The organism is Fusobacterium sp. (assembly GCF_029258315.1).
In the GTDB taxonomy this organism is placed as follows: domain Bacteria; phylum Fusobacteriota; class Fusobacteriia; order Fusobacteriales; family Fusobacteriaceae; genus Fusobacterium_B.
Window position 1 is genome coordinate 12482 of record NZ_JARHZE010000063.1, and the last position, 12540, is coordinate 25021.

The following is a 12540-nucleotide window of genomic DNA, read 5'->3' on the forward strand; positions in this document are numbered from 1 at the left end:
TCACTATTAATTTAGAAATATTTTTAATATATAGTATGCTACTGGTACAACAAATATCATACTGTCAAATCTATCTAAGATTCCTCCATGTTCCCCTAAGATTCTACTTGAATCTTTTGTTTTAAAACATCTTTTAAACATCGACTCAGCTAAATCTCCTATCTGTGCCACTAAACTGACAAAAAATCCTAAAATAATTATTGCTAAATTATTATCTGATAATTTAAAAATATTATTTATTAATAATATCCCAAGAATTGTGAATAAAATTCCTCCAATAGCCCCTTCTTTTGATTTTTTAGGACTTATTATTGAGAATCCCTCTTTAAAGAATTTTCTTCCTATTGACATACCAACAAAGTACGCTGCACTATCACATAACCAAACCATTATTTGAGTAGCTATCAACCATTTTCCACCATTTTCTAAATTTTGAAATAATAAAATATGACTAAATAGTAAAGAACCATAAATAACTCCTAAAATACTTGTTCCTATATCTTGAGCAGTATCTTCTATTTGATTATTTATAACTCTAATTCCTAAAATAGTTATTAAAAATATTGTTATAATTGCAAAAACATAATCCATTCCCAAAAAATAAAGAATATTTGGAATTAATATTCCTGTTAATAATCCTAAATTTTTATATGGTTTTATATTTATTACTTCAGACATTTTATAAAATTCGTGCATTCCTATTCCTACTATTACATTAGTCAGCACCAATAAATAAATTCCACCTTTTGAATAGATAAACATCAAAATAGGAATTCCTAGTAAAGCTACTAAAATTCTATTTATCATCTATACGTCCTCCAAATCTTCTCTCTCTTTTATTATAACTATATATCGCTTTATCTAGTTCCTCCTCATTAAAATCAGGCCAGTAAACATCTGTTATATATATCTCTGAATAAGCTAGTTGCCATAAAAGAAAGTTAGAAATTCTAAACTCTCCACTTGTTCTTATTATAAGCTCTGGGTCAGGAATATCATTATAAAGAAATTTAGAAAAATTTTCCTCTGTTATTTCTTCATCTAATTCTCTAGCTTTTTTTATAGCATCTATTATCTCTGCTCTTCCACCATAATTAAATGCTATATTCAAAGTCATCTTATACTCTTTTGAAGTTTCATTTTCTAATTTTTCTATTGCATCCAATAAATTTTTACTTACTCCCTCTTTTCTTCCTGAAACCATAAATCTAACTTTATTTTCCAATAACATTTTTCTTTCAGAATTAATGTATGTTTTAAATAAAGTCATTAAAGCACTTACTTCCTCCTGTGATCTTTTCCAATTTTCAGTTGAGAAAGCATAGACTGTTAAATATTCAACTCCTATATTTCCACAATATTTTACTATTTTTCTCAAAGTATCTGCTCCAGCTTTATGTCCAAAAACTCTTGGTCTATTTTTAGCTTTTGCCCATCTTCCATTTCCATCCATTATAATTGCTATATGTTTTGGTATATTTAATGTTTTTTCCAAATTATCACCTCACTTATTTTAGATTTTATCATATCTATTGTTTTTTTTCCATACATATTTATATTTTATTTTTCTAAAATAATTCTTTAATAAGCCTTATAAAAATATACTAAATTCTATTTTTATAAATAAAAAATAAGGGGCTCTTTTAAAGTCCCTTATTTTAAATTAAAATTTTTCGTTTTAATTATACTGTTATCGCTTTTCACTATAAAAACATCTACATTATTTTTTTCACAAAATTCCAATATCTTATTATCTTTCATTCCAAAAAAACTTGTAGAATATATATCTGCCATAAATCCAGAATCACATATAACAGCTACCATTTTCTTATCAGCAATCGGATAACCAGTAAATTTATTCATAATATGATGATATCTCTTTCCATCTATCTCTATATATGTTTGGTAGTCACCTGATACTCCCATAGATTTATTTTTAATCTCCACTACTCCTAATCTTTTTTCTTGATTATTAGGATCTTGAAGTCCTATTTTCCAAGGAGAACCATCTATTTTTTCACCTATTGTGACTATACTTGAAACAGATGAAATAAAACCATTTTTTACTCCGTTATTGATCAATATCTCTTTTGCTTTTTCCAAAGCATAACCTTTTAAAAATGATCCTGTATCTATGGTTTCTTTTCCATTTACAATAAGATTATCATCTATTATCTCTACTTTTGAAAAATCAATATTCTTTAACACTTCTTTTATTTCTAATTCACTTGGCACATTTTTTCTTTCCTCTTTACCAAATCCCCATAGATCCAAAAGTGGTCCCACAGTAATATCATAAACCTTTTCTGTCACTTCGTACATTTTTCTCACTTCATCAAAAATATATTTTCCTTCTGAGTCAATTTTAACTATTTTTTTATCAGATTCATTTAAAGAATAAATTATAGAATTTTTATTTTTACTATTAAATTTATTATCTATTCTCTCTATTTCAGAAAAAGCTTTTTTCATTATTTCATTGGCCTGCTTCTCATTATCAGAATAAATTATCATTTGAATATATGTTCCAAATAAAAATTTTTCTTGAGAAAATCTTTTTTCATTAGATTTTTGACAACCTAATAAAGAAAAAATCATTAGAATTACAATTGTGTTAAAAAATATATTAATCTTCGACTTGATCTTTTTCATAAGTATAAGTTATTTTTCCTTCAACTAATTCTTTGAACACTTTTTTCATTAAAGTATCTTTTTTATTAGCTTTTACTAAAAGAGGTTTCCCTTTTATTATTTCTCTCATTCTTTTTCCAGTTGTTATAGTTAGTATATATTTATTAGGTATTTTTTCTAAAAGTCCATCATAAGTTATATCTGTTTTCATTATTTCATCTCTCCTTTACTTTTAATAATATTTATTAATTCTTCACAAGATTTCTCAACAGTATAATTAATTATTGAAATATCATATTTTTCTTCATATTTTAATTCTTCTAAAGAATTTCTAAGTCTTAATTGAATAGTCTCTTCATCATCTGTTTTTCTTCCTCTAAGTCTTTCTTCTAATTCTTTTCTACTTGGAGTTTTAAAAAATATCATATTAGCGTCAGGATATTTATCTTTTACCTGTAATCCACCTTGTACATCGATTTCTAGTATAACATTTTCTCCTTTTGCTAAACGACTTTCAACTTCAGATTTTAAAGTTCCATAATAATTTTCGTGAACTTTTGCAAATTCTAAAAATTCACCATTTTCTAATTTTTTTTCAAATTCAGGTATTGTTAAGAAATAATAATCTTTACCATCTACCTCTCCAACTCTTGGCTTTCTTGTTGTTGCAGAAGTAGCTAAATTTATATTTAACATTTTTCTTACTAATCTACATATTGTAGATTTTCCAGCTCCACTTGGTCCTGAAACTACAAATAAATGTCCTTTATTCATAATAATTGCTCCTTCACAAAGACTATTCTATATTCATCGCTTGTTCTCTAATTTTTTCTATTTCGTTTTTACATTCAACAACTATCTTTGATATTTCATATGAACTACATTTTACACCTGTAGTATTTAATTCTCTAAATATTTCTTGAAGTATAAAATCTATTTTCTTACCTACTATTTTTTCATCTGATTTTAATTCAATTTCTAATTGTTTTAAATGACTATCTAATCTTGATATCTCTTCTGATATATCACTTCTATCTGTAAAAAGTAAAATCTCTTTTAAAATATCTTCCTCTTTAAAAGTAACTTCTTCTCTTATAGTTTCCAATCTTTTTAAAAGTTTTTCTTTATAAATATCCACTACTTTTGCTTTATGAAGTTTTATAATTTCTACTCTCTCTTTTATAAAGTCCAATCTTTCTAAAAAATATTCTTTTAGTCTGTTTCCTTCTGTATTTTTAAATACTAAAAACTCTTCCAATAATTTTTCTAAATTTGAAAGAATAACCTCTTCATAATCATTAGTATCATTCTCTTTTCTTTTTATTACATTGAAGTTTCTAATTAAATAATCCATCTTATTAGTAAATTTATCATTTAATTTTTCTTCCATTTGATTTAAGACTTTTAAATATGCTTCGCAAATTTTCTCATCATATTCAAAAAGATTATCTATATCTCTTCTATCCTCAAAATCTATTTTTAAATCAATACTTCCTCTTGATACTTCTTCTCCAACTTTAGTTCTTATTTTAGTCTCTAAAAAATTTAAAGCAGAAGGCATCTTTATTTTTAAATTAAGATTTTTATTGTTTACACTCTTAATCTCCATATCAATTACAAAATCTTCACTTTGATAAGTAAGTTTTGAATAACCAGTCATGCTTCTCATTTGAGTTTTCTCCTTTGTTTTCAGATGACAAAATAGGCGACCTTTGTCGCCTATTTATTAAATTACTGTTCCTCTTTAACTTCTTCTGGAATTATTCTTTTATAATCAACATAACCTGTTCCTGCTGGTATTTTCTTACCAATGATTACATTTTCTTTTAATCCTTCTAAGTAATCTTCTTTTCCTTCAATTGCAGCATTAGAAAGAACTTTTGTTGTTTCTTGGAATGATGCAGCTGATATAAAGCTTTCAGTATTAACAGCAGCTTTTGTGATACCTTGAATTACTGGTTCATATTCTACTAATTTTTTACCTTTTGCTTTTAGCTCTTCATTTTCAAGATCAACTATTCTCTTTTCTATTACTTCGTCTTCTAGTAATAAAGAAGATCCTGAGTTTGTAATTCTTACTTTCTTGAACATTTGTTTAACTATGATCTCAATATGTTTATCGTTTACTGTAACACCTTGATCTCTATAAACTTGTTGTACAGATTCTAGGATAAACTGTTCAGCAGCAACTAATCCTTTGATACTTAAAATATCGTATGGAGAAATAGCTCCTTCTGTAATTTTATCTCCAGCTTTTATAAGCATTCCATCTGTTACTACTAAGTGATCTCCAACAGATACTAAGTATTCTTTATATAATTCAGAATTTCTCTCATCTTTTATTAAGATTACTCTCATACCTTTTTTCTTCTTAGATGTAATTTCAACTTTTCCATCTACTTCACTTAGTAAAGCTTTTCCTTTTGGATTTCTTGCTTCAAATAGCTCTTGTACTCTTGGAAGACCTCCAGTGATGTCTTTTGTTCCTTCTCCCTCTTTAATAAGTTTTGCTATAACTTGTCCTTTTGTTACTTTGTCACCTTCGTGAACCATCATATAAGCTCCAAATGGTATTTGATAGCTTGCTTTTACTTCTTTCTTCTCATCTAAAACAAGAAGTCTTGGGTTTAGGTCTCCAGAATCTACTGGTTTAACTGATAAGTATTCAGTAACTCCATATTTACTATCAAAGTTAGATTTAATAGTGATATCTTTATAAGCTACTATTCCGTCTTGGTCACATATAATTGGTACGTGATAAGGGTTTAAGTTAGCTAAAACTTGTCCAACTTCTACAACATCTCCATCTTTTACTCTTAAAATAGATCCTGATGGGATTTCATGGTCATTGTTTCCTATTGTAATTTTAGCTGATTGGCTAACTACAATTTCTTCTCCACTTTCTTCACTAACTAGTATTTTTACATCTTTGAACACTACTTTTCCAGCATTTTCTGCTTTTTTAGTAGTAGCTGAAGCTGTTGCTGTTGCAACTCCTCCTGTATGGAATGTTCTCATTGTAAGCTGCGTACCTGGTTCTCCGATTGATTGAGCTGCAATAACTCCAACTGCTTCTCCAAGTAATACTTCTTTGTGGTTAGATAAGTCCATACCATAACATTTTTTACATACACCTTTCTCTAAAGCACAAGTTAAAGGTGATCTAATTTTTATTTTCTTAATTTCTAATTCTTCTATTCTCTTAATTAATTCTTTTCCGATTAGAGTATTTCTTGGAGCTATAACCTCTCCATTAACTATTAAGTCCTCTGCTAATACTCTTCCATCTATTCTTTCTGATAATTTTTCAATTACTTTTCCTTCAGAAATTAATTCAGAAACTTCAATTCCTTCATGAGTTCCACAGTCCTCAGCATTTACTATTACCTCATGAGAAATATCAACAAGTCTTCTTGTTAAGTATCCTGAATCGGCAGTTCTTAACGCTGTATCTGCTAGTCCTTTTCTAGCTCCGTGAGATGACATAAAGAACTCTAATACTGTTAGTCCTTCACGGAAGTTAGCTTTAATAGGTACTTCTAGGATTCTTCCTCTTGTGTCAGCCATGTTTCCTCTCATTGCGGCTAGCTGTCTCATCTGTTGGATAGATCCTCTGGCTCCTGAAGTCGCCATCATATATACTGGGTTGAATTGATCTAGTCCACCCATCATTGCATCTGTAACATCAGCAGTTGCTTGTGACCAAACTGCAATTGTTTTTCTGTATCTTTCTTCGTTTATTATTTTTCCTTCTTTATATTCTTGAGCGATAGCTGCTATATCATCGTCAGCTTTTTTCAATATATCTTTTTTAACTGCTGGAATTTCTAGGTCTTCTATACCAACTGAAACTCCTGCAAATGTAGAATAATGATATCCGAAGTTTTTAACATCATTGATAACTTCTGCAGTTTTTGTAAATCCATATCTATCATATAAATCAGCAATTAATTTCTTTAAAGGATTTTTTCCGTAAGTCATTCCATAGTTTCTGATTTCTTCTGGTAAGATTTCAGAGAATAGAATTCTTCCTGGAGTAGTTGTTACCATTTCTCCATTTATTCTTACTTTTATTATTGCATGAGTATCTATAACACCATTTTCATAAGCAGTTAGAACTTGATCTCTATTAGAGAATTCTTTTCCTTCTCCTTTACATCCAGGTCTATCTTTAGTCATGTAGAAACATCCCATAACCATGTCTTGTCCTGGTACTGCAATTGGTTGTCCATTTGATGGAGCAATTATATTATTAGGTGCTAACATTAGAAGTTTTGCTTCCATTATTGCTTCTGGAGATAGTACTAAGTGTACTGCCATTTGGTCTCCGTCAAAGTCAGCGTTGAACGCAGAACATACTAATGGGTGTAATCTTATTGCTTTTCCTTCTATTAATACTGGCTCGAAAGCTTGAATAGAAAGTCTGTGCAGTGTCGGTGCTCTATTTAATAATACAGGGTGTCCGTCAATTACATCTTCTATGATATCCCATACTTTATCATCTGACTCTTCAACTAATTTCTTAGCTGTTTTTACGTTAGATGCTAATTCTCTCTTAACTAGTTCTCTCATTATAAATGGTTTATATAACTCAAGAGCCATTTTTTTAGGGATTCCACATTGATTCATTTTTAATGAAGGTCCAACAACGATAACTGATCTGGCAGAATAGTCAACCCTTTTACCTAGTAAGTTTTGTCTAAATCTTCCTTGTTTTCCTTTTAACATATCTGATAATGATTTTAGTTCTCTGTTATTTTGAGCAACAACAGGTTTTCCTCTTCTACCATTATCTATTAAAGCGTCAACAGCTTCTTGTAGCATTCTTTTTTCATTTTTTACTACAATCTCTGGAGCTTTTATTTCTAAAAGTTTTTTCAATCTGTTATTTCTGTTTATAACTCTTCTATATAAATCATTTAAGTCAGAAGTAGCAAATCTTCCTCCGTCCAATTGAACCATTGGTCTTAAATCAGCTGGTATTACTGGTACATTTTTTAATATCATCCAAGCTGGTTTGTTTTCAGATTCTAAGAAATCTCTAACTATCTTTAATCTCTTAGCAACTTTCTTTCTCTTTTGGCTAGAGTTTACATCCTCTAATTCTTTTTCTAACTCTTCTTTTAAAACTGCTAAATTAAGGTCTTCTAATAATCTTAAAATAGCTTCTGCTCCCATTTTTGCATCAAAAGAATTTCCATACATTTGTTTAAATAATTTATATTCTTTTTCATTTATAATTTTTCCAACTGGTAATGTTTCTTCATTACTTTGAACAACTATATATCTAGCAAAATATAAAACAGATTCTAATTCTTTAGGAGAAATTCCTAAAATTAAAGCCATTTTATTTGGTGTTCCTTTAGAATACCAGATATGAGATACAGGGGCAGCTAAAGCTATATGCCCCATTCTCTCTCTTCTTACTTTAGATTTTGTTACTTCAACACCACATTTTTCACAAACAAGACCTTTATATCTCATTCTTTTGTATTTTCCGCAACTACATTCCCAATCTTTTGTTGGTCCGAATATTTTTTCACAGAATAATCCATCCATCTCTGGATTTAATGTTCTATAGTTTATTGTCTCTGGTTTTGTAATTTCCCCATGAGACCATTCATATATTTTTTCAGGTGAAGCAAGTTTTATTCTAATTTTTTCAAAACTTTTTATTCCCATATTAAATGTAAAGCCTCCTTAATCGAGATAAAGTTTTTACACTTTATAATTATAAAATCAAGATAATTTATTACTCGTCATCTCCAAATGATAAATCATCATCTAAACCTTCATCAGAATCATCTTCTAATTCTATTTCCTCTCCAAATGCTGGAGCTCCTAATGAAAATTCTGTTATTGTTTCTTCTTTATTATAATCTTCATCAACATTGATTATATTTCCATCTTTATCAAATAATTCAATGTCTAAAGCTATTGCTTGGAATTCTTTTAACAATACTTTAAATGATTCAGGTAGATCAGCTTCTGGCATCTCTTCACCTTTTACGATAGCTTCATAAGTTTTTGTTCTTCCATTTATGTCATCTGATTTTACAGTTAACATCTCTTGAAGTATATTTGATGCTCCATAAGCTTCTAGAGCCCAAACCTCCATTTCTCCAAGTCTTTGTCCTCCAAATTGAGCTTTTCCTCCTAGAGGTTGTTGAGTTACTAATGAGTATGGTCCAATTGCTCTAGCGTGCATTTTGTCTTCTACTAGGTGGTGTAATTTTAACATATACATTATACCAACAGTAACTTTATTATCAAATGGATCTCCTGTTCTTCCATCGTAAAGTGTTACTTTACCACTTCTAGGATATCCTGATTTTTCTAAACGATCTTTTATTTCATCCTCAGTAGCTCCATCAAATACTGGTGTTGCTATGTATCTTTCATCTTTATTAGGTATTTTTTGTAAAGCTAGTCCTAAGTGAACCTCTAATACCTGTCCGATATTCATACGAGAAGGCACTCCTAGTGGGTTAAGAACAACGTCTAAGTGTGTTCCATCTGCTAAGAATGGCATATCCTCTGCAGGTAATACTCTTGAAACAACCCCTTTGTTTCCGTGACGTCCTGACATCTTATCTCCAACTGTTATTTTTCTCTTTTCAGCAACGAAAATTCTAATAACTTTGTTTACACCAGCTTTTAAGTCATCACCGTTTTCTCTCGAAAGCTCTAATACTTCTACTACAGTTCCTTTTGAACCATGAGGCATTCTAAGTGATGTATCTCTTACATCTCTAGCTTTTTCTCCAAAGATAGCTCTTAATAATTTTTCTTCTGCAGGTGGCTCTGTTTCTCCTTTAGGAGCTGTTTTTCCAACAAGAATATCTCCAGCTTCTACTTCAGATCCTACTATTATGATACCATTAGCATCTAGATTTCTTAAAGCTTCTTCTGAAACGTTAGGAATCTCTCTTGTTATTTCTTCGTCACCTAATTTTGTATTTCTAGCTTCAATTTCATATTCTTCTATATGTATAGATGTAAATACATCTTCTTTTCTTAATCTATCAGATATTAAGATCGCGTCCTCGTAGTTATATCCTTCCCAAGGCATGAATGCCATAAGAATATTTCTTCCAAGTGCTAAATCTCCACCCTTTGTTGCAGGTCCATCAGCTATAACTGCACCTTTTTCAACTCTTTCTCCTAAATCAACAATTGGTTTTTGATGTAAACACATTGCTTGGTTTGATCTTTCATAGTTTAATAAAGTATGAGTTACTTCAATTCCTTCATCTGACATAACTTTTATTAAATGAGCATCTACATATGTAACTACTCCTGACACTTCACTTATAACTACTGCTCCAGAGTCAATAGCAACTTTTCTCTCTATACCTGTTCCTACATAAGGAGCTTCTGTTCTTAATAATGGTACTGCTTGTCTTTGCATGTTTGATCCCATTAGTGCACGGTTAGCGTCGTCGTGTTCAAGGAATGGAATAAGTCCTGCTGATACAGATACAACTTGTTTAGGAGAAACATCTATATAATCAACTTTTTCTCCCTCAACTTGTAATATCTCATGACCAAATCTACAAGTTACATTTCCAATAAGTTTTCCATTTTCATCAAATTTAGAGTCAGCTTGGGCGATGAATAATCCATCTTCTTCATCTGCTGCTAAATAATCTATTTTATCAAAGTTTACAATTCCATTTTCAACTTTTACATATGGAGTTTCCATAAATCCATATTCATTTACCTTAGCATATGTAGCTAAAGATCCGATAAGTCCTATATTTGGTCCCTCTGGAGTTTCTATTGGACAAACTCTTCCATAGTGAGAGTCGTGTACGTCTCTAACTTCGAATCCTGCTCTTTCTCTAGAAAGTCCTCCAGGTCCTAATGCAGAAATTCTTCTTTTATGTGTTAACTCAGCTAATGGGTTTGATTGGTCCATGAACTGTGATAACTGTCCAGATCCAAAGAAATCTAATATTAATGCGTTTAATGGTCTTGTATTTAATAAAGATTGTGATGATAAAGTTTCAGAATCTTGTATTGTCATTTTTTCTCTTACCATTTTTGACATTTTAGCAAGTCCTGCTCTTATTTGCATTAATAGAAGTTCTCCAACTCCTCTTATTCTTCTGTTACATAAGTTGTCAATATCATCTGTTTGACCTTCACCATTAAATAAGTCCATTATAACTTCTATTGTTCTTCTAATATCTTCTTTTGTTAAAAGAATTTCATTAGAATCAACATCAATTCCTAATCTCTTATTTAATTTATATCTTCCAACTGGCTCTAGATCATATCTTTGTGGATTAAAGAACATTTGTCTTATTAATGATCTTGCTGATTCAACAGTTACTAAATCACCAGGTCTTAATTTTTTAAATACCTCAGTTACTGCCTCTTCTTTTGTTTCAGTATCATCATTTAATATTGTATTTGCTAATATTTTCTCTTTTGGTGATACTTTATAGTAAACTATATTTGTTACTTTTTTCTCAATAAGTCCTAATATAGTTTCAACTGTGATAAGGCTACCAGCTTCTCCTATAAACTCTCCATCTTCTTCATTAACAATATCTTCTTTTAAGAAGCATCCTTCTATTTCTTGTCTTAAATTTTCTAAAAGTTCTTCAGAATTTTTATAATTTCCATAATAAGTTGTTAAATCCAATTCTTTTGTTTCTAAAAACTCTTCCATTATTTCTTGATTGTTATCAAAAAATTCTATAGCTTTTAAGAATACAGTAGCTAATACCTTTTTCTTTCTGTCAATCTTAACATTTAAAAAGTCATTTTTATCAGTTTCAAACTCTAGCCATGTTCCTTTGTATGGAATAATTTTTCCTATAAAAAGGTCTTTTCCGATTTGTAGATTAACTTCTTTGTCAAAAGAAACTCCAGGAGATCTATGTAATTGAGATACAACTACTCTTTCTGCTCCGTTGATAATGAATGTTCCTCTTGGAGTCATTAGAGGTATCTCTCCAAAGTAAACTAGACTCTCTTGAATTTCATTTCCACTTTTTTTGTTAGTTAGTCTTAGTCTAACTTTTAATGAAGCTGAATATGTTTTTCCTCTTTTTTTACACTCTAATTCATTATTTAAAGGTGGCTCAGCATCATGTAATTCATATGAGATATAATCTAAACGAATATCTCCATTTGAAGATTCTATTGGAAATATTTCTCTAAAAGCAGATTCTAATCCTTTATTTTCTCTTGATAATGGACTAATTCTTGATTGAATAAAATCTTCATAAGAATTTAATTGAAATTCTAAAAAATGAGGCATTTCTCCTCTTTCTTTTATTTTTCCAAAATTAAATCTTTCAACGAGTTTCCCCATTTACTCACACTCCTTCAATTTTAATGTCAATACCTAACCTTTTGAAAATAACTTTCTTAGTTTCAAAAGATTAAGTATTAACTACTACAAATTAAATTACAACTATTATAGATGACTAAAATAGGCACTCAGTTGGAGTGCCTATTTCTTTTTGTTCTGTACAAACTTTCAGTTTAAAGAACTATTTAACTTCTACTGTTGCTCCAGCAGCTTCTAATTTAGCTTTGATTTCTTCAGCTTCTTCTTTAGATGCTCCTTCTTTTATAGTTCCACCGTTGTCAGCTAATTCTTTAGCTTCTTTTAATCCTAATCCAGTGATTCCTCTGATTTCTTTAATAACTCCGATTTTTTTGTCTCCAGCTGATTTTAATATTACATCAAATTCAGTTTTCTCTTCAACTTCAGCTGCTCCTGTTCCTGCTGCTGCTACTGCTACTGGTGCTGCTGCAGTTACTCCAAAGTGCTCTTCTAAAGCAGATACTAATTCTCTTAATTCTAAAACTGACATAGCTTCTAAGTCAGCGATAAATTGTTGTTTATCAAATGCCATTTATTTTCCTCCTTAAATTTTTACAATAATA

General features: G+C 29.8%; 9 protein-coding genes. All 9 read right to left on the reverse strand.

The window, feature by feature from the left end:
• Positions 1 to 6: 6 nt before the first annotated feature.
• A complete protein-coding gene (locus Q1J48_RS04860; RefSeq protein ID WP_300361627.1) occupies positions 7 to 807 on the reverse strand; it encodes a phosphatidate cytidylyltransferase in 801 nt (266 codons plus the stop codon).
• The gene (uppS, locus tag Q1J48_RS04865; RefSeq protein WP_300327990.1) at positions 797 to 1495 is read right to left on the reverse strand and encodes an undecaprenyl pyrophosphate synthase; all 699 of its coding nucleotides are present in this window, start codon (positions 1493 to 1495) and stop codon (positions 797 to 799) included. The genes Q1J48_RS04860 and uppS overlap by 11 nt, the downstream gene beginning before the upstream one ends.
• 158 nt (positions 1496 to 1653) lie before the next feature.
• Complete coding sequence (locus tag Q1J48_RS04870; RefSeq protein WP_300344777.1) at positions 1654 to 2598, reverse strand: FAD:protein FMN transferase; 945 nt, start codon at positions 2596 to 2598, stop codon at positions 1654 to 1656.
• A gap of 28 nt (positions 2599 to 2626) precedes the next feature.
• Positions 2627 to 2842 (reverse strand): DNA-directed RNA polymerase subunit omega, encoded by a 216-nt coding sequence (gene rpoZ / locus Q1J48_RS04875; protein WP_300327985.1) that lies wholly within the window; start codon positions 2840 to 2842, stop codon positions 2627 to 2629.
• Complete coding sequence (gene gmk, locus Q1J48_RS04880; protein ID WP_300327982.1) at positions 2842 to 3405, reverse strand: guanylate kinase; 564 nt, start codon at positions 3403 to 3405, stop codon at positions 2842 to 2844. The genes rpoZ and gmk overlap by 1 nt, the downstream gene beginning before the upstream one ends.
• 22 nt (positions 3406 to 3427) lie before the next feature.
• On the reverse strand, positions 3428 to 4300 hold the full coding sequence (locus Q1J48_RS04885) for a YicC/YloC family endoribonuclease (protein WP_300327979.1): 873 nt from the start codon (positions 4298 to 4300) through the stop codon (positions 3428 to 3430).
• Between the two features lie 62 nt (positions 4301 to 4362).
• Entirely contained in the window at positions 4363 to 8313 is a 3951-nt protein-coding gene (rpoC, locus tag Q1J48_RS04890; RefSeq protein WP_300327976.1) for a DNA-directed RNA polymerase subunit beta', read from the reverse strand.
• A gap of 70 nt (positions 8314 to 8383) precedes the next feature.
• Complete coding sequence (rpoB, locus tag Q1J48_RS04895; protein ID WP_300361630.1) at positions 8384 to 11959, reverse strand: DNA-directed RNA polymerase subunit beta; 3576 nt, start codon at positions 11957 to 11959, stop codon at positions 8384 to 8386.
• Between the two features lie 181 nt (positions 11960 to 12140).
• Positions 12141 to 12509, reverse strand: a complete 369-nt coding sequence (gene rplL / locus Q1J48_RS04900; RefSeq protein WP_300327969.1) for a 50S ribosomal protein L7/L12 — start codon at positions 12507 to 12509, stop codon at positions 12141 to 12143.
• Positions 12510 to 12540: the final 31 nt, after the last annotated feature.

Bases quoted from the DNA above. Each gene is read 5' to 3' on its own strand.
- Q1J48_RS04860 (WP_300361627.1), bottom strand. From the start codon at position 807: ATGATAAATAGAATTTTAGTAGCTTTACTAGGAATTCCTATTTTGATG.
- Q1J48_RS04870 (WP_300344777.1), bottom strand. From the start codon at position 2,598: ATGATTTTTTCTTTATTAGGTTGTCAAAAATCTAATGAAAAAAGATTT.
- rpoZ (WP_300327985.1), bottom strand. From the start codon at position 2,842: ATGAAAACAGATATAACTTATGATGGACTTTTAGAAAAAATACCTAAT.
- gmk (WP_300327982.1), bottom strand. From the start codon at position 3,405: ATGAATAAAGGACATTTATTTGTAGTTTCAGGACCAAGTGGAGCTGGA.
- Q1J48_RS04885 (WP_300327979.1), bottom strand. From the start codon at position 4,300: ATGAGAAGCATGACTGGTTATTCAAAACTTACTTATCAAAGTGAAGAT.
- rpoC (WP_300327976.1), bottom strand. From the start codon at position 8,313: ATGGGAATAAAAAGTTTTGAAAAAATTAGAATAAAACTTGCTTCACCT.
- rpoB (WP_300361630.1), bottom strand. From the start codon at position 11,959: ATGGGGAAACTCGTTGAAAGATTTAATTTTGGAAAAATAAAAGAAAGA.
- rplL (WP_300327969.1), bottom strand. From the start codon at position 12,509: ATGGCATTTGATAAACAACAATTTATCGCTGACTTAGAAGCTATGTCA.